General features: G+C 66.8%; 18 protein-coding genes. 9 read left to right on the top strand and 9 right to left on the bottom strand.

What is annotated here, in order from left to right:
• Positions 1-17 precede the first annotated feature (17 nt).
• Genes dnaE through IEY07_RS05730 form a run of 3 tightly spaced genes read left to right on the top strand, consistent with a single transcriptional unit; the run spans position 18 to position 4723 of the window.
• Entirely contained in the window at positions 18-3548 is a 3531-nt protein-coding gene (gene dnaE, locus IEY07_RS05740) for a DNA polymerase III subunit alpha (RefSeq protein ID WP_188894202.1), read from the top strand.
• A 6-nt stretch (positions 3549-3554) separates the two neighbouring features.
• Positions 3555-4244 carry a hypothetical protein gene (locus tag IEY07_RS05735; protein ID WP_188894201.1) on the top strand — a complete coding sequence of 230 codons (690 nt, stop codon included), beginning with the start codon at positions 3555-3557 and terminating at the stop codon, positions 4242-4244.
• Positions 4241-4723: an OsmC family protein gene (locus tag IEY07_RS05730; protein WP_188894200.1), complete on the top strand. Its 483-nt coding sequence runs from the start codon at positions 4241-4243 to the stop codon at positions 4721-4723. Before IEY07_RS05735 ends, IEY07_RS05730 begins: the two co-directional genes overlap by 4 nt.
• Positions 4724-4746: 23 nt before the next feature.
• Here the strand turns inward: IEY07_RS05730 and dacB are convergent, their stop codons facing one another.
• From dacB to ybaK, 6 genes are all read right to left on the bottom strand, one after another.
• Complete coding sequence (gene dacB / locus IEY07_RS05725; protein ID WP_188894199.1) at positions 4747-6246, bottom strand: D-alanyl-D-alanine carboxypeptidase/D-alanyl-D-alanine endopeptidase; 1500 nt, start codon at positions 6244-6246, stop codon at positions 4747-4749.
• A 74-nt stretch (positions 6247-6320) separates the two neighbouring features.
• Positions 6321-7433 carry a Gfo/Idh/MocA family protein gene (locus IEY07_RS05720; protein ID WP_188894198.1) on the bottom strand — a complete coding sequence of 371 codons (1113 nt, stop codon included), beginning with the start codon at positions 7431-7433 and terminating at the stop codon, positions 6321-6323.
• A gap of 30 nt (positions 7434-7463) precedes the next feature.
• Positions 7464-8243, bottom strand: coding sequence for an SDR family oxidoreductase (locus IEY07_RS05715; RefSeq protein WP_188894197.1), 780 nt, complete (start codon positions 8241-8243; stop codon positions 7464-7466).
• On the bottom strand, positions 8240-10921 hold the full coding sequence (locus IEY07_RS05710) for an MGH1-like glycoside hydrolase domain-containing protein (protein WP_188894196.1): 2682 nt from the start codon (positions 10919-10921) through the stop codon (positions 8240-8242). The genes IEY07_RS05715 and IEY07_RS05710 overlap by 4 nt, the downstream gene beginning before the upstream one ends.
• A gap of 79 nt (positions 10922-11000) precedes the next feature.
• Entirely contained in the window at positions 11001-13502 is a 2502-nt protein-coding gene (locus IEY07_RS05705) for an ATP-dependent DNA ligase (protein WP_188894195.1), read from the bottom strand.
• Between the two features lie 29 nt (positions 13503-13531).
• The gene (gene ybaK, locus IEY07_RS05700; protein WP_188894194.1) at positions 13532-14047 is read right to left on the bottom strand and encodes a Cys-tRNA(Pro) deacylase; all 516 of its coding nucleotides are present in this window, start codon (positions 14045-14047) and stop codon (positions 13532-13534) included.
• A gap of 55 nt (positions 14048-14102) precedes the next feature.
• Here ybaK and hisD point away from each other — a divergent pair, with 55 nt between their 5' ends.
• From hisD to hisH, 4 genes are read left to right on the top strand one after another with little or no spacing between them, the layout of a single operon-like run.
• The gene (hisD, locus tag IEY07_RS05695; protein ID WP_188894193.1) at positions 14103-15422 is read left to right on the top strand and encodes a histidinol dehydrogenase; all 1320 of its coding nucleotides are present in this window, start codon (positions 14103-14105) and stop codon (positions 15420-15422) included.
• Positions 15419-16534 carry a histidinol-phosphate transaminase gene (locus IEY07_RS05690; RefSeq protein WP_188894192.1) on the top strand — a complete coding sequence of 372 codons (1116 nt, stop codon included), beginning with the start codon at positions 15419-15421 and terminating at the stop codon, positions 16532-16534. The genes hisD and IEY07_RS05690 overlap by 4 nt, the downstream gene beginning before the upstream one ends.
• Complete coding sequence (hisB, locus tag IEY07_RS05685; protein ID WP_188894191.1) at positions 16527-17168, top strand: imidazoleglycerol-phosphate dehydratase HisB; 642 nt, start codon at positions 16527-16529, stop codon at positions 17166-17168. Before IEY07_RS05690 ends, hisB begins: the two co-directional genes overlap by 8 nt.
• Entirely contained in the window at positions 17168-17815 is a 648-nt protein-coding gene (gene hisH, locus IEY07_RS05680; protein ID WP_188894190.1) for an imidazole glycerol phosphate synthase subunit HisH, read from the top strand. The genes hisB and hisH overlap by 1 nt, the downstream gene beginning before the upstream one ends.
• Here the strand turns inward: hisH and IEY07_RS05675 are convergent.
• Positions 17812-18312, bottom strand: coding sequence for a GNAT family N-acetyltransferase (locus IEY07_RS05675; RefSeq protein ID WP_188894189.1), 501 nt, complete (start codon positions 18310-18312; stop codon positions 17812-17814). The two genes, hisH and IEY07_RS05675, sit on opposite strands and share 4 nt — an antisense overlap.
• Before the next feature lie 473 nt (positions 18313-18785).
• Here IEY07_RS05675 and IEY07_RS05670 point away from each other — a divergent pair, with 473 nt between their 5' ends.
• Together IEY07_RS05670 and IEY07_RS05665 are read left to right on the top strand one after the other, a co-directional pair.
• Positions 18786-20210 carry an HNH endonuclease signature motif containing protein gene (locus IEY07_RS05670; protein ID WP_188894188.1) on the top strand — a complete coding sequence of 475 codons (1425 nt, stop codon included), beginning with the start codon at positions 18786-18788 and terminating at the stop codon, positions 20208-20210.
• Between the two features lie 39 nt (positions 20211-20249).
• Entirely contained in the window at positions 20250-21281 is a 1032-nt protein-coding gene (locus IEY07_RS05665; RefSeq protein ID WP_188894187.1) for a TRM11 family SAM-dependent methyltransferase, read from the top strand.
• On the opposite strand, the gene IEY07_RS05660 is transcribed toward IEY07_RS05665, so the two are convergent.
• Positions 21235-21726, bottom strand: a complete 492-nt coding sequence (locus IEY07_RS05660) for a class I SAM-dependent methyltransferase (RefSeq protein ID WP_188894186.1) — start codon at positions 21724-21726, stop codon at positions 21235-21237. The two genes, IEY07_RS05665 and IEY07_RS05660, sit on opposite strands and share 47 nt — an antisense overlap.
• Before the next feature lie 41 nt (positions 21727-21767).
• Positions 21768-23135 (bottom strand): MFS transporter, encoded by a 1368-nt coding sequence (locus IEY07_RS05655; RefSeq protein WP_229669740.1) that lies wholly within the window; start codon positions 23133-23135, stop codon positions 21768-21770.
• Between the last annotated feature and the right edge of the window lie 144 nt (positions 23136-23279).

Genomic DNA, 23279 nt, shown 5'->3' with positions numbered 1-23279 from the left:
GAGGTTGTGCAGTTCCCATGTCAGCGGCTTCTGGTGGGAATTCCTTCGTCCATCTGCACGTGCACTCGGAGTACTCGATGCTCGACGGCGCAGCGCGGATCACCGATCTGATGGACGGATGCCAGCAACAGCAGATGCCCGCCATCGGACTGACCGACCACGGCTTCCTGTTCGGCGCCCACGAGTTCTACATGGCTGCGCAGAAGGCCGGTGTCAAGCCGATCATCGGCCTGGAGGCCTACGTCACTCCCAAGACCCACCGCAGCGAGCGGAAGCGGGTGCGCTGGGGCGACGGCGGCTCCGACGACGTGTCGGGCGGCGGGGCGTACACGCACATGACGCTGTGGTCGGAGACGACCGAGGGCATGCACAACCTCTTCCGGTTGGGCACCCGGTCCTCGACCGAGGGTTACTTCTACAAGCCGCGGGCGGACCGTGAGCTGCTCAACGAGTACGCCAAGGGCCTGATCGCGAGCACCGGCTGCCCGTCCGGTGAGGTGCAGACCTATCTGCGCCTCGGCAAGTACGAAGAGGCTCGCGCCAGCGCCGCCGAGTTCCGCGACATCTTCGGCGCCGGAAACTACTACGTCGAGCTGATGGACCACGGGCTGTCCATCGAGAAGCGGGTCCGCGAGGACCTGCTGCGGATCGCCAAGGACCTGCAGCTGCCGCTGGTCGCGACCAACGACCTGCACTACGCCCACGCCGAGGACGCCGAGGCACACGAACTGCTGCTGTGTGTGCAGTCCGGGTCGACGATGGCCGACACCAACCGGTTCAAGCTGGACGGCGGAGGCTACTACCTCAAGTCGCCGGCCGAGATGCGTGAGCTGTTCCGCGAGCTGCCCGAGGCCTGCAACAACACGCTGGAGATCGCCGAGCGCTGCAATGTCGATTTCGTGCATGGCGAGGGCCGCTACATGCCCCGCTTCCCGGTGCCGGAGGGTCACGACGAGACCAGCTGGTATCTGCGCGAGGTCGAGGAGGGACTGAAGCTCCGCTACCCGGACGGCATCACGCCGGAGGTGCGACAGCGCGCGGACTACGAGTCCGAGGTGATCATCGGCAAGGGCTTCCCGGGCTACTACCTGGTGGTCGCCGACTTCATGCAGTGGGCCAAAGACCGGGGCATTCGGACCGGTGTCCGGGGATCGGGCGCAGGCTCGCTGTGTGCATACGCGATGCGGATCACCGACCTCGATCCCCTGCAGTACAAGCTGACCTTCGAGCGGTTCCTCAATCCGGAGCGGGAGTCGCTACCGGACTTCGACGTCGACTTCGACGAGCGTCGCCGGGGCGAGGTGATCAAATACGTCACGGAGAAATACGGCAGCGAACGCGTCGCCCAGATCGTCACCTATGGCCGGATCAAGGCCAAACAGGCAGTCAAGGACGCGAGCCGGGTGCTCGGCTACCCGTACGCGATGGGCGACAAGCTGACCAAGGTGATGCCGCCGCCCGTGATGGGCAAGGACATCCCGCTGCCCAAGATCTTCGACAAGAACCACGACCGGTATTCCGAGGGCGGCGAATTCCGGGCGCTGTACGAGTCCGACCCGGATGCCAAGAAGGTCGTCGACTCGGCGATGGGCATCGAGGGGCTGGTCCGCCAGCCGGGCGTACACGCCGCCGGCGTGATCATGTCCAGCGACCCGCTGATCGACATCGTCCCGCTGATGAAGCGCGAGCAGGACGGCGCGATCATCACCCAGTTCGACTACGCGTACGCCCTCGAGCCGCTCGGCCTGGTCAAGATGGACTTCCTGGGCCTGCGGAACCTGACCATCCTGGGCGACGCGGTGGAGAACGTGAAGCTCAACCGGGGGATCGAGATCGATCTCGACGCGCTCGGTCGCGAGCCGGACGACGCCGAGACCTACGAACTGCTGAGCAGCGGCGAGACCCTGGGCGTCTTCCAGCTGGACGGCGGCGGCGCCCGGTCGCTGCTGAAGATGATGCAGCCCAAGCGGATCACCGACATCATGGCGACGATCGCCCTGTACCGGCCGGGCCCGATGGGGATCAACTCCCACGTCAACTACGCCATGCGGCGCCGCGGCGACCAGCCGATCGTCTATCCGCACGACGAGGTCATCGAGGCGCTGAAGCCGGTCATCGAGGACAACTACGGTCTGATCGTCTACCAGGAGGACGTGATCGAGGTCGCCCGGCGGCTTGCCGGCTACTCGCTGGGACGCGCGGACATGCTGCGCCGCGCGATGGGCAAGAAGAAGAAGGCCGTGCTGGATGCCGAGTACGAGGGCTTCCAGTCCGGCATGAAGGAGCGTGGCTTCTCCGACGCCGCGGTCAAGGCGGTCTGGGATGCGCTGATGCCCTTCGCCGACTACGGTTTCGGCAAAGCGCACGCCGCGGCGTACGGACTGGTGTCCTACTGGACCGCCTACCTCAAGACGCACTATCCAGCTGAGTACATGGCCGCTGTGCTGGAGTCGGTCAAGGACGACAAGGACAAGATTGCCATCTACCTCGGCGAGTGCCGGCGGATGAAGATCAAGGTGCTGCCGCCGGATGTCAACGAGTCGCAGGCCCGCTTCACGCCTGTCGGGTCCGACATCCGCTTCGGCCTCACCGCGATCCGCAATGTTGGCGGCAATGTCGTCGACGGCATCGTGGCTGCCCGCCAGGAGCACGGCAAGGCCCGCGACTTCCACGGGTTCCTTGATCAGATCCCGCTGGTGGCCTGCAACAAGCGGGTGATCGAATCGCTGATCAAGGCCGGCGCCTTCGACTCGATGGGCCACACCCGGCGGGCGCTGATGAGCGTCTACGAAGCGGCCGTCGACGGCGTCATCGACCTGAAGCGGAACGAGGCGCACGGCCAGTCCGACCTGTTCGGCGATCTTGGTGTCGAGTCCTCCCCGCTGTCCGGAGCCGTACCGGAGCTCGAGGACTGGGACAAGCGCACCAAGCTCGCCTTCGAGCGGGAGATGCTCGGCCTATATGTGAGTGATCATCCGCTGCAGGGCCTTGAGCACGTGCTGGAGCGGGAACGCGATCTCAGCATCAGCAGCCTGATCGGCGAGGACGGTCCGCGCGACAGCATGGTCACCGTCGCCGGGATGATCACCAGCATCACCCGCAAGACCACCAAACGAGGCGATCTGTGGGCCGTGCTCACGGTGGAGGACCTCGAGGCCTCGGTGGAAGTGCTGCTGTTCCCCAAGGCGTACGACCTGGTCTCGACGGTGATCGCCGAGGACACCGTTGTCCGCGTCAAGGGTCGGGTCCGCGACGACGACGAGTCGATCGCCCTGGTCGGGCAGGAGCTGACGCTGCCGGACATCTCCGAGGGCCCGACCGGGCCGGTGGTGATCTCGCTGCCGGTGACCCGATGCACCCCGGCGACGATCGACAAGCTCGCCCAGATCCTCAAGTCCCACCCGGGCATGACCGAGGTGCAGCTGAAGCTGAAGGCGCCGGACAAGATCACCACCATGCGAGTGGGCAGCCAGTTCCGGGTCACCTCGTCGCAGCCGCTGATGGCCGATCTCAAGGCCGAACTCGGACCGTCCTGTCTGGCAGGATGAGCTGGCGTGACGAGCACCGGGACCGGCACTTCCGAGCCCAGCCAGCACACCGGAGTCGCCGGGCTGGGTGACCTGCCGGTCGGCCTGGCCGCCGGCTGGCTGGTCGGCTACCTGCTGTTGTGTGTGCTGATCGGGATCGGTGCCGGGGTGTTGTGGGAGCGGATCACCGATCTGCCGGGCTACACCGTCGCCCAGAACGGCACAGCCACAACCACCGAGCGGGGCCTGGCCGGATTCATCTCCGGAGACGCGTCGTTCGCGGCCATCGGTTTCTTCGTCAGCATCGGGCTCGGGATCATCGCGTGGAAATGGTTCGGCCGCCTCGGCTGGCCGGTGGTGATCGTGGCCATCGTCGGTCCGATCTGTGCTGCGCTGGTCTGCTGGTGGGTCGGTTACAAGCTCGGACCGGGTGACTTCGACCCGCGACTGGCAGCCGCCCGGCCGGGCGACTTCGTGCCGATCACACTGACCGTGCGGACGCCGGTGGCATTGCTGGTCTGGACGTTCGGAGCGCTGATCCCGGTGCTGCTGCGCGCCTCGCTGGGCCGGGATCCGGAGGAGAGCTCGCTGCCGCGGAGGGGGCGCCGCCGGACCGATCCGAATGGTCCGACAGATCCGATCGATCTGACTGGTCCGACCGGTCCGGGATCACAGGAGGCCGCTTCGGGTGGGCCGGCCGACGGAGCCGGGTCGTGACCGGCCGGGAGCATCGCTACGCGCTGACCACGACCTGGACCGGCAATCTCGGCACCGGCACCTCCGGCTACCGGGACTACTCGCGCGACCATGAGATCCGGCTGGCGAGCAAACCCGATCAGGTCCTGCTCAGCTCCGCCGATCCCACCTTCCGGGGCGATGCCGGCCGGCTCAATCCCGAGGAGCTGCTGCTGGCAGCGCTCAGCCAATGCCATCTACTGTCGTACCTGCACGCGTGCGTGATGGCCGGCGTTGTCATCGTCGACTACGCCGACCAGGCGAGCGGCACCATGATCACCACGCCCGACGGCGGCGGACACTTCGTCGAGGTCACCCTGCGCCCAGTGGTGACGATCGCAGCAGACTCGGATCCGACCGCCGCCCTGCAGGCCCACGATGCCGCGCACGCGATGTGCTTCATCGCCAACTCGGTCAACTTCCCGGTTCGGCACGAGCCGGTGATCCAGGTCGCGGGCTGACCGCTCCCAGCCGTTGTAGGTACTCAGCGTCTCCGGTCGGCCAGCGTTCGTACGAGCTTGTCCTCGACCGGCCGCGGTGAGGCGCCGGAATAGTTGCTGATCATGGAGAAGACGTACCGCCGCCCATCCCGGCCGCGGACGTAGCCACTGAGCGCGGTCACGCCGGTGAGGCTTCCGGTCTTGGCCCGGGCGTTGTCGGCGGCTGCGGTTCCTCGCATCCGGTCGCTGAGCGAACCGCCGACCATCCGTTTCGGATTGCCGGCGACCGGCAGGGCTGCATAGAACGCCGGGAACCAGGACGCGCGCTGGACGCGGTAGAGCACCTTCGCGACCGCCCGCGGGATCAGCTTGTCCGACCGGGACAGCCCGGAGCCGTCCTTCAGCCGGATCACCTTCGACCGGACGCCGAGGTGCCTCAGGTACGCCTTGGTGTAGGACAGCCCATCCGTCCAGTTGCCGCGCCGGCCCTTGCGCGCTCCCATCGCCTTGGTCAGAGCCTCGGCGTGACTGTTGTTGGACAGCTTGAGGAACGGCACCAGCAGTTTGGACAACGTCATCGAGGCGTCCTGGGCAATCACCGTGCGGCTGCGGGCCGGGGCCGTGATCGATCTGGTGCCGCCGCGCACGGCGACTCCGGCCTTGGCCAGCTCGGAGCGGAACACGGCGGCCGCCAGCAGGTCCGGCCGGCTGACTGTGACCAGCGCGTGCCCCGTCGACCGGCCCCGGGCGACCTTGCCGCGGAGCTTGATGGTGGCGCTCCCGTAGCTGCGCGACGCGGAGAAGGTGGTGGCCGCGCCGCGCTTGGCCGTTGTCACCTTCGTGGACACCTTGAGGTAGGACTTGGCGGCCGCCGGAGTGAAGCTGATCCTGGCCGGCTTGCCGGCCGCGCTGCCCGGGGCGTAGTTGATCTGGACTGTTCCGGCGTTGTAGTCGGCGTCGGGAGCCAGCGTCAGGCCGTAGACCGGCGCAGCGTAGTAGTCGCCGGCATAGGACTTGTCCCAGCCGGAGTTGTAGTGGTGGCTGTCGAAGAAAGACGCATCGACCGCGAGCTTACCGGTGACCGTGCTAATGCCGGCGGCGCGGACCTTCTTGGCCAGGGCCGCGAGATCGGACTGGCGCAGGGTCGGATCGCCGTAGCCCTTGAGGTACAGGTTGCCCTCCAGCGTGTGGCCGCTGACCCGGCCGCGCCGGATGACCTGGGTCTTGAACCGGTACTTCGGCCCCAGGACGTGCAGGGCCGTCACAGCGGTGAGGATCTTGTTGTTCGACGCGGGGGTGACCGACCGGGTGGCCTTGCGGACGTAGAGCTTCCGCCCGTCGGATGCGTCCAGCACGATGGCGCCCGAACGGGCCCTGGTCACCCGCGGGTCAGCCATCACCGTTTTGATCTTGGACTTGAGCCCGGGGTCGGCCGGGGACGCGTGCGCGACCGGCACGGCGACCAACGTGGACATAGTGGCCAGGCCGACACCAAGACCGATCAGCGACCGGTAGACCGTGATGGACTTCAGCGCTGGGGTCATGGCTCAGGACGCTATCGCCACCGGCCGTAGCCGGACAAGGGTCAGCCCGCGTCCGTCCGGCCCGACGCCCGAGCCTAGAAGGTCGTGGTCAGCTCCTGCACCTGCCCGGTCGCGGCCGAGCGATAGGCGGACTCGAAGATGTCGATCACGTGGCGTGCGTGCTCGGCGGTGGCGACCGTCGGGGTGTCGTCGGTGATCCAGTCCACCAGTTGCATCACGTCCTCGAAGACATGGGCCTCCTCCATGCCGCGATGATCCCCGACCACATGCGGCAGGGCGTATGTGTAGCCGTAGGTTTCGGCGACGTCGCGGCCGGGATAGTCGATGACCTCACCGTTCAGCGTTGCGCCGTTGATCGTCCCCTCGGTACCGAAGATCAGCGGGCGGCCGAGATCCGGCAGACTGCCCGCGGCGACACCGTAGACGTGGGCGAAGAACGCATCCCCGAAGTCGACGATGATCATGGTCTGGTCATCCATGTCGGTGGGCAGCCGCTCGCCCCGGAACTCGCGTTCGCTGATCCGGACACCGGACAGGGCCGTGACGCGCCGGGCCGGACCGACGACGGCCGTCAGCGCGTGCAGTCCGTAGACGGTCATGTCGTACAGCGGTCCGCCGCCCGGCTTGCGGAAGTACCAGGCGGGGTTGACGTTGGTCAGCGGGTCGTCCCCGAGCCGGGCGCTCGCCTCCTCCTCGTGGTAACGCCCGAAGGTCGCACCGGTGACCGCCCAGGTGGGCCGGCCCAGCGCACCGGAGCCCACCAGCTCCTTGATCCGCTGCAGCCGCGGATTGATCAGTTCGCCCGGCGAGGCGACCAGCTTCACGCCGCGATCCCGCGCGCGGGCGATCAGGTCGTTCGCCTCGGCAACGGTGGTCGTCATGGTCTTGTTGAGATGGACGTGCAGCCCGGCCTCCACCGCGGTCACCGCTTGTTCGTAGTGCAGTCCGATCGGCGTGGCGATGCTCACCGCGTCCAGGCCCCCGGCATCGAGCATGCTCGCCAGGTCGGGATGGGCGGCCGGGACCCCGAATTTGGCCGCGGCCGCCTGAGCCCTGTCCAGGACGGGGTCGCAGAGCGCCACCACCCGGACCCGGTCCTGGACATCGGCCATAGTCAGATGCGGCAGCAGCCCTCGCAGGGAGATGCTGCCGGTGCCGACGATTCCCAACCGCACTGGTTCTGTCATGACAGCACCCTTGCAGAGTCCGCCGGATCGCTAGACGGCACCCGGCTTCTGCATCAGGCCGCCGTCGGCGAAGATCGTCGTCGCGGTGATGTAGGAGGCGGCGTCCGAGGCGACGAAGCAGGCGACCTTGCCCATCTCGGACGGCTTGCCGATGTAGCCGAGCGGGATTGCGTTGCGCAGTGCGGCGGTCTGCTCCGGGGTGTCGTCGGCGTTGATCGGGGTGTCGATCGCGCCGGGTCCGATGCCGACCACCCGGATGCCGTACGGGCCCAATTCGACGCCGGCGGTCCGGGTCAGCATCCGGATCCCGCCCTTGGACACGCAGTAGGCCAGGTCGGACGGCATCGGCCAGTCCTCGTGCACCGAGGTGGTGTTGATGATCACTCCGCCGCCACCCTGTTTGCGCATCTGGTCGGAGGCGATCTTGGTGCCGAACACGGCCCCCTTGAGGTTGATGCTCATCAGGAAGTCGTACCGGTCCTCGGTCAGATCGGCACTGGTCTGCCCGATCTCCACGCCGGCGTTGTTGACCATGACGTCCAGCCGTCCGTAGGTGCTGACGGCGAAATCGATCAGCTTGGCGATCTCGTCGACTTTGCCGACATTGGCCTGGAAGCCGGTCGCGGTGCCGCCGTCGGCGGTGATGTCGGCGATGATCTTGTCGGTGGCCTCGGGATGGCTGACCCAGTCGATCACCACTTTGGCGCCCTGGGCCGCTGCTTCGCGGGCGATGCCCTCACCGATTCCGGAATTGGCTCCGGTCACGATCATCACTTTGCCGTCGAGCGCGCGGCTCACGTCCTGGCTCATTTGCCGATCTCCTTCTGTTGGGTGGTTCGTTGTGCCTGCTGACAGATCAGGTGGGCGACGACGGCCGTCCAGCCGGTCTGGTGCGAGGCGCCCAGGCCGCGTCCCTCGTCGCCGTGGAAGTATTCGCTGAAGGTCGGATGGGCCTGCCACAGCGGCCCGGTCGGCACATGCCGCGGATCGCTGGGCCGGCGGCCGTCGGGCCCGATCCGGAAGAGGCTGATCAGGCGGTCGTCGATGGCGTCGGCGACCGCGGCCAGATCGCGTACGGAGCCCGATCCGGTGGGGAAGCCGACGTCGTCAAGATCACGGAGGGCGTGGGACCGCAGCGCATCGGTGATCAGCACATTGACCGGGAACCAAACCGGGCCGCGCCAGTTGGAGTTGCCGCCGAACAGTCCCGAGTCCGACTCGGCCGGGGTGTAGGCGAGGGTCCGGGAGACGCCCTCGACCTCCATCGTTACCGGTGTCCGATAGACCGTCGAAACAGCACGGATCCCGTGCGGGGACAGGAATTCCTGTTCGTCCAGCAGGCGGGTGAGCAGCTTCTGCAGCCGGTCCTGGTCCAGCAGCGCGAGGGTCGTCTGATCATGGACGTGCAGGACGGCGTCGGTCAACTGCGGACGATGCCGTGCCAGCCAGCCGAGGCGTTCGGTGAAGTCCGGCAGGGTGTCCTCGACCCAGTCCGGCTGCACCGCGACGGCGACCAGGGGGAGCAGACCGACCATGGTCCGGACGGGGATCTGCCGGCTGGTGCCGTCGGGGAAGACGACCGCGTCGTAGTAGAAGCCGTCCGACTCGTTCCAGAGCTCGACGGCGGCGTTGCCGGCACTGGTCATCGCCTCGCTGATCAACAGGAAGTGCTCGAGGAATTTGCTGGCGATCCCGTCCCAGCCGCGGTCGGTGCGGGCCAGCTCCCAGGAGATCGCCAGCATGCCCAGGCAGAAGAACGCCATCCAGCTGGTGGCGTCACTCTGCTCGAGATGATGCCCGTCGGGCAGCGGGTCGGACCGGTCGAAGAGGCCGATGTTGTCCATGCCGAGGAAGCCGCCCTCGAAGAGGTAGCTGTCGTCGGTGTCCTTGCGGTTGACCCACCAGCCGAAGTTGAGCAGCAGCTTGGCGGCGATGTGGGTCAGGAACTCCCGGTCCCTGGCGCCGTCGAGCTGATAGACCTGCCAGGCCGCCCAGGCGTGGACGGGCGGGTTGACGTCGGAGAAGTTCCACTCGTAGGCCGGCAGCTGGCCGTTGGGGTGCATCGCCCATTCCCGGCAGATCAGCGTCAACTGGTCCTTGGCGAACCCCGGGTCGATGTGGGCGAGGGCGACGCAGTGGAAGGCGAGGTCCCAGGAGGCGAACCAGGGATATTCCCACTCGTCCGGCATCGAGATGATGTCGGCGAGATAGAGGTGGGTCCAGTCGGTGTTGCGGCCCAGCGGCTGGCGTTGCAGCCGCTGGGGCGGCGGTGTCGGCTGTCCCGGATCACCGTCCAGCCAGCGACGGACGTCGTAGCGGAAGAGTTGCTTGCACCACAGCAGCCCGGCGAACGCCCGGCGGGCGGTCGCCCGGTCCTCGGCAGTGGCTTCGGCTCCGATCACGGCGTCGTAGAACTCGTCCGCCTCCGCCTTCCGCACCTCCGCAACCCGCCGAGGGGTCACATAGTCCTCAATATTCGCGGCGTGTCGGCCCGGTGCTGGCTCTTGGGCAGTCAGCCGCACCCGTACGGTCACAGTCGCGCCCGGCTGGATCTCCGGGAACGACCAGCGCAGCGCGGCCTTCGTGACCGGTATGTCATCCGGAGCGAGCCCGGACCGGTCGCCGTACACGATCGCCCGCTCGACCGCATCCTTCGGGTAGGTGGCCTGGTGCAGGTCGCTGCCGAAGGCGGCGACGGTGTTGGTCTCGTTGTCGCAGCGCAGCACCTCGGGTTCGGTGTCGGCCTGCCAGGTCAGCCGGTAGTCGCCGAGGAAGCCGTGGCTCAGTGTCAGCCCGTCGGTCGCCGAACCAGTACCGGTGATCGACGGCTTGCGCGGGTCGCCCCAGCTCCAGGTGTTGCGGAACCAGATCTGCGGGACCAGGTCCAGCCTGGCCGGATCGGGGCCGTGGTTGGTCGCCGAGATCTCGATCACGATGTCGGTCGGGGAGGCTTTCGCGTGGGTGACCAGGACGTCGAAGAACCGGTCATCGGCGAGGATTCCGGTGTCGGCGAGCTCGTACTCCTCGTCGCCGTAGCCGCGGCGGTCGTTCTCGGCGCGCAGGTCGGCGTACGGGAACGCCTGCTGGGGATAGCGATAGAGCAGCTCGGCATACGAATGCGTCGGGGTGGCGTCCAGATGCCACCAGTACTCCTTGGCGTCCTCGCCGTGATTGCCCTGGCCGTTGCTCAGGCCGAAGTACCGCTCCTTGAGCCGGTCGTCGTTGCCGTTCCAGAGGGCGACGGCGAGGTTGAGGAAGCCGTACCGGTCGCAGATCCCGCCGATGCCGTCCTCGCCCCAGCGGTACGCCCGGTGCTGGGCCTGGTCGAAGTCGAAGTTGTCCCAGGCGTCGCCGTCGGCCGAATAGTCCTCACGGACCGTTCCCCATTGGCGTCCGGCCAGATACGGACCCCAGAGCCGCCAGCCCTCGTCCGGGGCGCCGCCGGTCGGTGCGACTACGCGTGCGAGTCGATCATGTTCAGCCGTCACGGTCGCAGTCTGCCGGTACGCGGTGGCGTTGTGACCCCTTGCGGCCGCCCGGCTCAGTTCGTTCTCATCTGAGCCATGATCAGTCCTCGACCACGACATCTTCGGGCGACTTGTCGGGCCGGAAACCGCGCCAGACCGGGAACCGCATCCGGCCGTCATCGGTCCACTCGGCATAAGTGACCTCGCCGACCAGCTCGGGCTCGATCCAATGGGCGTCCCGGGCATCCAGCCGGGGGACGTCTACCAGGGTCGGCTCGGGCTGCTCCATGCTGGCGAAGAGTTCGGTGATGCGTTCCAGTTCGGCGTCGGAGAAGCCGCTGCCGACCCGGCCGATGTAGCGGAGCCGATGATGATCACCGTCGATCGGAATGCCCACCAGGACCGATCCGACGGTGGTGGCGCGGCGCCCGTTGCCCGGACGCCAGGCGCCGATGACCACCTCCTGGGTGCGGAAGTTCTTGATCTTGATCCAGGTGCGGGCCCGGCTGCCCGGTTGGTAGGTGGAACCGCGGCGCTTGGCGACCAGCCCTTCCATGCCGAGGCTTTTGCTGGCGATCTCGGCCGCTTCGAGGTCACCCTCGAAGCTGGGCGGCAGCTGGATCCTGCCGCCGGTGATCAACTTCTCCAGCTCGGCCCGACGGTCGTCGTAGCTGTGCTTCACCAGTGATTTCCCGTTCAGATACGGGACATCGAAGACGACGAGCTGGACCGCGGTCTGGCGGCGGGCGCGGGCCACATCGGCCGGGCTGCTGAGATTGATGCGGTTCTGCAGTCGGGAGAAACTCGGCCGGCCGTTCTCATCCAGGGCGACGATCTCGCCATCCAGGATCGCGTCCTGCACATCGATCCCGGGTAGGGCGTCGGCGATCTCCGGATAGTTTGCCGTGACGTCCAGGCCCCGGCGGCTCATGATCTTGGCACGGCCGGCGGCCAGGTAACAGATCGCGCGTACTCCGTCCCACTTCATCTCGTACGCCCACTCGGCGGGATCGGTGAAGTCGATGCTGTCCGTCGTGCTGGCCAGCATCGGCTTGATCTCCGGCGGAAAGTCAGGTTCCTGCGCAATCTGATCATCCTTACGATCTGAATGCCAGACCATCGACTCGTCGCGTTCAGCCTGCTCGTGCAGCGCCCGCAACTCCTCGTCGGTTGCCGGTTTCGGCTCGGCGGGACTGCCGGCCATCAGGTGCATCAGCCAGTGGTTCTCCGGCTGGCCGCCGCGACCACCGGTATGGATCAGCGCGATCTTGCATCCGGAGCCGACACCGCCGGGTTTGGTGCCGTTCAAGATCGCGATCACCTCGCGGCCGTCGCGCCACTTCTCCAGTTCGTACGTCCCGGAGTCGAAGATGATCACTTCGCCGCCGCCGTACTCGGCATGCGGGATGACCCCAGAGAACGAGCCGTACTCGATCGGATGATCTTCGGTCTGGACGGCCAGGTGATTGGTCCTGGTGTCGACTGGTACGCCCTTGGGCACCGCCCAGCTGACCAGCACTCCGTCGTGTTCGAGTCGAAAGTCGTAATGCAGCCGACGGGCGTGATGCTCCTGGATCACGAAAGTCGGCGCTCCGTCGCTGCGTGGGGTGGGAGGGGTGGTCGGCACCGGCTCCGGAGTCTTCTGGGGATCGCGCATGCTGCGGTATCTGCTGAGTCGATCGGGGGCCGCGGGGCTGGACGGGCCGCCCGGTGCGAGCGGCCATAGCAGATCGCCGAAGTCCTCGACCCGCCGGAGCGCCTGGTCGAGGTCGAGATGCTCGAGATCCTCGTCGAGTTCGTCCCAGGTGCGCGGCACGGCGACCATCGGACGCATCCGACCCCGCAAGGAGTACGGCGAGATGGTCGTCTTGTTGCCATTGTTCTGGCTCCAGTCGATGAACACCTTGCCGGTGCGCTGCGCCTTGGCCATCTCGGCGACCACCAGGTCGGGATGTTCTCGCTGCAATGTCTCGGCGAGCTCTTTGGCGATCTTGGACGCGTCGGCCGAGGTGTAGCTGCCGTCGAGATGGGCGTACAGGTGAATGCCCTTGCTACCGCTGGTGACGGGGAACAGCTCAAGCCCGATGTCCTCCAGGATCTCCCGCGCCCAGAGCGCGACCTGGGAGCATTCCGGCAGCCCCACGCCCGGCCCGGGATCAAGATCGAGAACCAGCCGGTCCGGATTCAGCGGGGTGCCGTCGCTGTCGAAACGCCACTGCGGCACGTGGATCTCCAGTGCGGCCAGCTGGGCGAGCCAGACCAGCGTGGCCGGCTCCTCGACAACGGGGTAGTCGTTGGTGCCGCCGCGGTGCTCGATCTGGCGGCGCGGCACCCAGTCCGGCACCCCGGCCGGTGGCAGGTTCTTCTGGAAGAAAACCGACCCCGGGTCGGACTCGGTGCCCACACCGTGCACCCAGCGCTTGCGGGTCACCGGCCGGCCGGAAAGGTGCGGCACCATGTACGGGGCGATGGCCGAGTAATAGGCGATGACCTCGCCCTTGGTGGTCCCGGTCTGCGGATACAGCACCTTGTCCAGGTTGCTGATCTTGAGCAGGCGGCCGCTGACCGAGACGGTCTGGGACTGCTCCGCGGCGGGCGTCATGACTCCATCATGCCCAGCGGGACGGGCACTCAACCAGCGATCGGCGCGACCACGGCGCCGGTGGTGGCGACCAGGTCGGCGGCCGAGAGCTCGACCTGCAGGCCCCGCCGTCCGGCGCTGACGAAGATGGTGGCGAAGTCGGAGCTGCTGCTGTCGATCACGGTCGGCAGCTTCGTACGCTGCCCGATCGGTGAGATCCCGCCGAGCACGTAGCCACTGCTGCGCTCGGCGGCCCGAGGATCTGCCAGCTGCGCCTTCTTCGCACCGCAGGCCCGGGCCAGCGCTTTCAGATCGAGCTGATCGGCGACCGGCACCACCGCGACAGTGAGCCGGCCACCGACGTCGGCGACGAGGGTCTTGAAGATCTGACGCCGGTCCACGCCCAGCTCCTCGGCAGCCTCGTCGCCGTAGTGCGTGGCGTCGTCCTGGTGCTCGTAGGGATGCACGGTGTAGGCGATGCCGGCCGCCGAGAGTGCGACGGTGGCCGGAGTGCCCGCGGATTCGGGTGCGGATCGCTTCGAGGAGGATCGCTTCGAGGAAGCCACGGTCAGCCAGGATATCGATTGCGGGCGGGGAGTGGGCCCCTCGTAGACTTCGACCGTGCTACGACGTATCGATCTTCGCGCCTCAGGCGTGCCGGCGGACCCGGAGGCACTCCGGGCCGCGCTGCCGCGCGCCGCGTTCGATGTCGATGCCGCCGTCGAGGCGGTTCGACCGATCTGTGAGGACATCGCGCAGCACGGCATCCATGCGCTCACCAAATATGCCGAGCAGTTCGATCATGTGGTGCCGGAATCCTTCCGGGTCCCGGCCGAAGCGCTGACCCAGGCTCTGGCCGATCTTGATCCCCAGTTGCGGCAAGCCTTCGAGGTCTCGATCGAACGCCGCCGCAAGGTCAGCGAGGCCGAGCTCGGCGAGCGTCAGGTCGATGTGGACGTCGCGACCGGCGCCCGGGTCAGCCAGCGGATGATTCCGGTCAACCGGGTCGGACTGTACGTACCCGGCGGCGTGGCGCCGCTGGCGTCGACGGTGATCATGAATGTCGTCCCGGCCCAGGTCGCCGGGGTGGCATCGCTCGCGCTGGCCTCGACCCCACAGGCCGAGTTCGGTGGCCTGCCGCACCCGAGCATCCTCGCGCTGTGCGCGTTGCTCGGTGTCGAGGAGGTGTACGCCGTCGGTGGATCGCAGGCCGTTCCGATGTTCGCCTACGGCGTGCCCGGGCTGTGTCCCCGGGTGGACATGATCACCGGACCGGGCAACATCTACACCGTCGCCGCCAAGCGCCTGGTCAAGGGCTTGGTCGGCATCGACTCGGAGGCCGGTCCGACCGAGATCGCCGTCCTGGCCGACGACACCGCGGTCCCAGCCTACGTCGCCGCCGATCTGATCTCCCAGTCCGAGCACGCGCCGGACGCCGCCTCGGTGTTGATCACCGACTCGCCGGAATTGGTCGCTGCGGTCGAGGACGAACTGGAGAGGCAGGTCCTGCCGGCCAAGCACGCCGAACGGATCCACGCGTCGCTGACCGGACAGCAGTCCGGAGCCGTGCTGGTCGATGATCTTGACGCCGGAATCGCCGTCGCAGATGCGTACGCGGCGGAGCACCTGGAGATCCAGACCCGGGACGCGGCCGCCGTGTCGACCAAGATCACCAATGCCGGCGCGATCTTCCTCGGCTCCTGGTCGCCGGTGTCCCTGGGCGACTATTCGGCCGGCAGCACGCACGTGCTGCCCACTGCGGGTTGTGCCTGTCACTCGTCGGGCCTGAATGTCAAGAGCTACCTGAAGGCCGTTCACGTGATCGACTACGACCAACAGGCGCTTGCCGAGATCGCCGACGGGGTCGTCACGTTCGCAGAGGCCGAGGATCTACCGGCCCACGGCCGCGCGATCTCGGTCCGTCAGGAGGGTCGCGGATGAGCGGCACCGCCGATCCGAAGCTGACCGATCTGCCGCTGCGCCCGGAGTTGAAGGGCGAGGAGCCGTACGGGGCACCGCAGCTCGACGTACCAGTGCTGCTCAACGTCAACGAGAATCCGTATCCGCCGAGTGCCGCGGTGATCGCCGACATCGGCCGTGCGATCACCGACGCTGCCGCGAGCATGAACCGTTACCCGGAACGCGACGCGATGGCGCTGCGGGATGATCTAGCCCGCTACCTCGGCCACGGACTGACCACAGCGAACGTCTGGGCTGCCAACGGCAGCAACGAGGTGATGACCCACGTCCTGGGTGCTTTCGGCGGTCCGGGACGCAGCGCCCTGACATTCGCGCCGTCCTACTCGATGTATCCCGAGTACGCACGCAACACCCACACCGAATGGCTGACGGTGCCGCGCCGGCCGGACTTCAGCCTCGATGTTGATCTCGCGCTGCGCTCGATCGCCGAGATCCGTCCGGACGTGGTCTTGGTCGCGAGCCCGAACAATCCGACCGGCACCCGGGCCGAGCTTGATCAACTGGAGGCGCTCTGTGATGCGGCGCCGGGGGTTGTCGTGATCGATGAGGCGTACGCGGAGTTTGCTCGTCCAGGTACCCGGAGCGCCTTGGAGCTGTTGCCGAAGTATCCGCGGCTGGCGGTGAGCCGGACGATGAGCAAGGCGTTCGCCTTCGCCGGTGGCCGGTTGGGTTACCTGGCGGCGGCGCCGGCTTTCGTTGACGCGCTGCGGATCGTACGGCTGCCCTATCACCTGTCAGCGGTCACCCAGGCCGTTGCGCGGGTGGCCCTTGCGCACGCGCCGGAGATGCTGCGGCAGGTCGACGTGCTGCGGGGTGAGCGCGATGAGTTGGAGCGATGGTTGCAGACGACGGGCCTGGATGCGGCCGAGTCGGACGCGAATTTCATCCTGTTCGGCAGGTTCGCCGATCGGCACCAGGTCTGGCAGCAACTACTGGACCGGGGCGTGCTGATCCGTGAGACCGGACCGCAGGGCTGGCTGCGGGTGTCGGTCGGCACTCCGGCGGAGAACGCTGCGTTCCGGGATGCGCTGACCGAGGTGCTTCCGACGGCTGAGAGGGCGGGCGATGAGTGATCAAGCGAACGGGCTGACCCCGGAACGGATCGCGCGACTGGAGCGGACCACCTCGGAGTCGAGCGTCTCGGTGGTGATCAACCTCGACGGCTCCGGCGATTCGGTGATCAACACCGGGGTCGGATTCTACGACCACATGCTGACCGCACTGGCCCGGCACGGACTTTTCGATCTTGAAGTGCAGACCAAGGGAGACGTCTGGATCGACGCCCACCACAGCGTCGAGGACACCGCGATCACCCTCGGACAGGCGATCCGACAGGCTCTCGGTGACAAGAGCGGGATCCGCCGCTTCGGTGATGCCCTGGTTCCTCTCGACGAGGCATTGGCCCAAGCGGTCGTCGACATCTCCGGGCGACCCTATTGCGTCCACAGCGGAGAGCCCGCGGGACAGGAATACGTCCAGATCGGCGGTGGCACGGCGGGCGTTCCGTACACCGGGTCCCTGACCCGGCACGTGCTGGAGAGCCTGGCTTTCCACGCCGGGATCTGCCTGCACGTACGGGTCCTGGCCGGCCGCGACCCGCATCACATCGTCGAGGCCCAGTTCAAAGCTGTCGCTCAGGCACTGCGTGACGCGGTGGCGCTGGATCCGCGAGTGATCGGGATTCCGAGCACCAAGGGCGCCTTGTGATGGCGGTGTCAGCTGAGAGCTCGAACAAGTCGGTCGTCGTGCTCGACTACGGGCTGGGCAACATCCGGTCCGCCGAACGTGCGGTGGCACGTACCGGTGCACAGGTGATGGTCAGCGTCGATCGGGACGCCGCGCTCGCCGCCGACGGCCTGGTCGTCCCGGGAGTCGGTGCATTTGCCGCGTGCATGGACGGGCTGTTGTCGATCGGCGGCGACATGATCATCGCCGAGCGGCTCGAGGCAGACAAGCCGGTGATCGGAATCTGCGTCGGAGCACAGATCCTCTTCGCCGAAGGCGTCGAGCACGGGAATCGCGTCGAGGGTTGCGGCAGATGGCCGGGAGTCGTCGAGGAGTTGCACGCCGAGCGGCTTCCGCACATGGGTTGGAATACGATCACGGCGCCCGCAGGCAGTGTGCTCTTCGACGGCGTGGAGGACGAGCGGTTCTACTTCGTGCACTCCTACGGTGTCCGCGAGCAGGGCTCCGTACGTGACTTCGGTGATGCCCTGGTCACCTGGGCCGAACACGGTGGCGATCGGTTCATCGCCGGCATCGAGCAGGGACCGCTGACAGCGACCCAGTTCCATCCCGAGAAGTCCGGTGGAGCGGGAGCCAAACTGCTGGCGAACTGGGTCTCGAGTCTCTAGACCCGATTCCGCGTCGCTCCCGAGTCGGTCCGGCACACCATCTTCTGCCGGCCTCCGGCTGGTTCTCCAACGCCGCTGAAGCCGAGACGTTCGTAGAGTCTTCGGGCATCCGGATTGTCCGACTCGACTTCGAGTTCGACCGGGATCCCGGACCTGGCCGCGCGCTCGAGCACGAAGTTGATCACGGCCGTGCCAAGGCCTCGGTTCTGGTGCTTCGGCAGGACCTGCAGGCCGGCGATCTCGATCACGGCGGTCGTGGTGACCAGGCGCAGTCGTCCGACATCGGCGTCGTCATGGGTGATCACATAGGTCATGCTGTCGGGGACGTTGCCGGCGATCTGAGCGGACGTGTCGTCGGTCATTGCCCGACAGAAGTCGTCGGCGTCCCACCCGGGATGCTTCCCGTAGCGCTCCTGGTTGGAGATCAGTAGGACGTGAGTGAGGAAGCCGATGTCGGCGTCCGTCGCTTTCCGTAGACGAAACGTGGAGATGGGCATGGCCGTGACGTTACGGGGCGGCACGATCTGCTGCATGCGATTTCGTTCGAGGGGGTTGTCCCCAGGCTCTCTCGGGTGGTGGGCAGAACTGTCGGTCCCTTCCCGTAGGCTCGTACGGGGCACTTGTCGGTCTAGTTCGGATAGCGGCTTTTCTCTTGTATACAAGGGATTTCGGCGATCTGAGGTCTTGCATTCGCACGCTGGAGCGAATAGAATCTGTCGTTATGGGGCATCAGTCGTTGTCGGGGCCGGAGTGGCTTCCGGGTGAGCTGGATGCCCTGTTCGCGAGGGAGCCGGAGGAGCTGGAGCCGACGGTCCCGGATCCTGAGGATCCCTGGCCCCTGGACCTTGACGATGAAGATCTTGGCGGCTGGTTCGAGTCTGACCCCGACTTGGACCTCGAGTCTGGCTTGGACTCTGGCCTCGAGTCTGGCTTGGACTCTGGCCTCGAGTCTGGCTTGGACTCTGGCCTGGTGGGTGATGAAGCGCCCGGCTCGGTTCCGGAGCGGTTTGCTGCGGCGATCGGCCGGTTGTCGGCAGTTTTGGATGATGTGGCGTCGTTGGCGGCTGATCCGGGACTGGGGTTGGCCGGTGGGGACCTGTTGATCGGTTGGGTGCGGGAGTTGGAACGGTGCCGGAACCGGTTGCAGGTTCCGGATCAGGTGTTGCTGAATCTGATGGAAGCGGCCGGTTGTCGGATCGATGGCCCGCTCGGCTTGTTCGCGAGTCCGCAGGCGTTCTTGGCGGCGTTGGTGGGGGTGCCGGTGGGTCAGGCGAAGGCGCGGGTGCAGGCGGCCGGCTTGTTCGCCGCGACGGTCGGCACCGATGGCCAACGGGTACCGGCACGGTTTCCGATGTTGGCGGAGGCGATCGGGTCGGGCGAGATTTCTGCGGACCGGGTGTGGTTGTTGACCAAAGCCCTGGTGGAGTGGGAGAAGCTGCTGCCGGTCACCGGGAACAATGTGACCGTCGAGTCGTTGGCTGAGGCTGAGGAACTGTTGGCCCGGCAGGCGCGGGTGTTTGGTGGTCGGCAGTTGATGCAGGTGATCGACCGGGTGGCGGGCTGGCTGTGTCCGGACGGGATGGTGGATGATCGGCCGGCGCAGGATGCGGTCCGTGAGTTGGAGGTGCGGCCGATCGAGCGGGGCATGCATAAGGGCACGTATCGGCTGGAGGGTCGGTTGACCGCCGAAGCGGGTGCGAAGGTGTTGGCGGTGTTGGATCCGCTGTCGAAGCCGCTACCGGTCACTGACGAGTCCGGACATGTCATCGAGCAGGATTGCCGGGACCGCGGCCAACGTATGCACGATGCGCTGGAAGAGGTGATGGATCGCAGCCTTCGGGCGGGTGAGTTGCCGGCTCATGGTGGCACGCCGGCGACGTTGATCCTGATTGCCGAGGAAGACGAGTTCGTGGCCGCCGCTGCTGCGGATCCGGAATCCGGCGATGCGGGTCGTCCGGGTTCAGGGGTGACCGAGACTGGTGACATTCTGTCGATGGATGTGGTGGTCGGCCTGGCGGATGAGGCGGAGATCGTACGTACCGTGTTCGATCGGCGGACCGGTGACGTGTTGGATCTGGGTCGGACTCGTCGGCTGGCGTCGTATGCGCAGACGTTGGCTCTTGCCGCGCGGGATGGTGGGTGCACGTTTCCGGGGTGTTCGAAGTCGCCGAAGTGGTGCCAACGCCATCACATCGTGGACTGGGCCAAGGGCGGCAAGACGGATCTGGCGAATCTGGCTCTGCTCTGCGGGTTTCATCATCAGCGGTTTGCCCGTCATGGGTGGTCGGCTGAATACGAGGCTGGCAGGGTGTGGTGGCGGCCGCCGAAGATCATTGATCCGGAGCAGAAACCGATCCTGAACATCCGACACCGCGCCGGACTACTGCTCACCTGAGCCTGGAGAGATAGTGTCGGGCCGATGAAGGTGCTGTGCATGCATACCGCCGGGCTGGGCGAGCTGGTGGCGATGTCGCTTGCCGCTGACGTCGACGCGCACGTCGTGTACGCCGACGACAGCGCGGTCGTGATCAACACCAAGGCCGCCGAATCCAAGATCGGTTCGCTTGCGTACGTGAAGAACTGTTTCGTGGTGCTCGGTTCGGTTCCACGTCGACGTGATCTTGCCGAGGCGGTCGGCACCGTGAGTGGTCAGGTTCCCGGTTGGCGGCTGCAACGCACCGGGAAGCCGTACCGACTGATGTTCTCCGAGGACGGCAAGTTGACAGGTGTTCCCGGCAACGCTCGTGCACGGCTCGAGGCGGCAGTGAGCCGGGCAACCGCCGGACGACTCCAGCCACGAGGCGGGGGAGACGAGTACTGGACCATCGGACGCCGCGATCTCGACGAGATTCTCTTCTGCAGGCGCCTTCCCCGGCCCAAGCGGCCGGAGACTCCCAAGGGCGGGTTGGCGCCGGACGTGGCGACGTTGATCGTCAACGCGATCGGTCGCAGCCGACCCGGTGACGTCGTACTGGACCCGTTCGCGGGGAGCGGCGCGTTGATCGCCGCCCGGATCCAGCAGCCGTTCCGCGAGGCGATCTGTTCTGATCTTGGGTTTGCCGATGGTTCTGTGAGGTTGTTACCACAGCTAGCCCGGCGGAAGGACGTCCGTGCACTCTCCGACGACGCCCGTACGTTGACCTCGCTACCCGACGACACGATCGACGTCGTCGTCACCGATCCGCCCTGGGGCGAATTCGATCAGCAGGACTCACCGCCGTCGGAGTTGGTGGCTGCTGCACTTGGCGGCATCCGACGCGTCCTTCGTGACAACGGAAGTCTCGCCATGCTGGTGGCCCGGCGGCTCGCCGGTGAGGTGGCAGCCGAGTGGACCGGCTCCGGGTTCGCGATCAAGAAGTCGTACGACCTGTTGATCAACGGCCACCCCGCGACGCTGTTCGTCGGTGCGCCGGTCCCGGTCAGTGCCGACGATCCGACGGCAGCAACACCAGTCCCCGGTTCATAGGTCCGGCGAAGCCGAGTGTGACCGGTTCGACCGAACCGCCGCGCTCTTCGTGATATCGGGTGATCGCCTCGGTCAGCGCAGCGCGACCAAGCCGGGTCTCCGGATCCCAGAAGTTGCAGCACGGTACGACCAGAACGGGCCGGCGCTGTGCCGATTCGACGACCGGCCTTAGGGCTTGGTCGGGATGCAACCCGACGACCAGGTCGTAGAACTCTGCCGAGCCGGCCTCGTACGCCTCCTGCCGGCTCGCTACTCCGCGCAGGGCCCAGCCGCGCGGATCGATCAGCTCCGCCTGCTTGTTGTAGCGCTTGGTGAGGATCCGCGCCAGCATGCCCTGCCCGCCGGCCACATCCGCGACGTACTGCGCGTTCGGAAACCGGTCGGCGACGAACCGGGCGGTAGCCTCGAATCGTCCGGGAGCACCGTGGAACGAGTGATGCGCCACGCAGCAGACGATACGACCGCCGGTCCCACAGCGCCCGGCAATTACCCGGCCAGGCGCTGCCGGCGACGCTCGGCGCGGACCGGATCGTTCAACAGGAAGATCGGGATCAACGAGATCAGACAGACCACGACCAGTGCCAGGTAGTGCCAGGTGAAGCCGTAGTGGTCGACGATCCAGCCGGCGATCGGGGCGGCCACGATGCCGGAGGCGCCCAGGCCGACCCCGACCATCAGGCCGAGTCCCGTCGAGGCGGCTTCCGGGACCACATCGATCACCGATGCGTAGAGCACCGGATACGGTGCGTTGCGGACCAGCCCCCAGGCGAGCAACAGGATCCAGGCCATCGTCAGCGAATGGATCTCGATCATCAATGCCAGCGCGATCGCGTCACCGATCGTGACGATCAACAGCGGAATCTTGCGGCCGATGTGGTCCGAGATCGCACCCCAGACGATCTGGCCGATCCAGCCGGTCAGACCAGAGGCACCTGACACGACGGCGGCAACGGCGAGCGTGATCCCGAGATCGCGGGTCAGCTGCAGCGTGATGAACGAGGTGACCGCAGTCTCGGTCCACAGGAACAGGAAGTTCATGATCATCGCCAGCGCCACATTGCGATCGGCGCGTACTGCATCGCGGATCCGGGCGAACGGGTTCTGCCAGCCCGTCACCTCGTCGGGATCGGCCGACGGCGTCAGGTCATGATCGGTGATCCACCGATCCACCTTGACCAGATTGCGTCGACGCGCGAGCAGGATCTGCGCGATCACGATCGGTATCGCGAGCAGTGGGATGAAGAGGAACGTGCCGCGCCAACTGGTCGCCGCGATGATCGCGCCCATCAACACGGGCCCGACGAACTGGCCCGCCGGGAAGCCGGTGTGGTGGGCGCCGACGGCGAAGCCGCGATCCTCCTTCTGCCACCAGTCGCCGATCATGGCGACGTTCACCGGTTCCATTGAGCCGGTCCCGATCCCCATCGTCACGCGCAGGACCTGCAGCAGCCCGAGCGTGCGGGTGACCGCGGTCGCAATCGCCGAGGCGACCACCAGCGCCACCGTGACCAGCCAGATCCACGCGCGCCTTGGGCCTTTGCCGAACGCGTCGCCGATGGCACCGACCAGGACACCGCCGATCAGCGTTCCGACATAGCTGAGACCGACCAGCCACCCGCCGGCCGTCGCACTGAGATGGAACTCCTTCAGGATCGCCGGCAGCACGGTCGGCAGAATGGTCCGGTCGATCGCAGTGATCAGGATCGCGCCGAACGTGACCGCGAGCATCGTCCACGAGATCCAATGTGCCCGCGGCAGGATCCGGGCCTGCGGGGCTGTCGTCCGATCGGGACTGCCCGGGGGAGTGGTGGTCGGCGTGTGCTGGTCCTGGTCCCCGAGACGGTCCTGATCCACAGTGCTACCCGTTCCTCTCGTCGCTGAGCCGGCAGGGCGGGTCTGCCCACCGAAGAAAGCGACTACCCAACCGACAGCGCTGGTAATCACCGCAGACCGTGCCCGGCCTGTGATGACTGGATTGCGCCGATTGGATTGCCATGG

Origin of the sequence: Microlunatus endophyticus (genome assembly GCF_014646195.1) — a bacterium.
Lineage (GTDB): Bacteria > Actinomycetota > Actinomycetes > Propionibacteriales > Propionibacteriaceae > Microlunatus > Microlunatus endophyticus.
The sequence above is the reverse complement of the archived record's forward strand: the minus strand, read 5'-3'. Positions and strand labels throughout refer to the sequence as shown.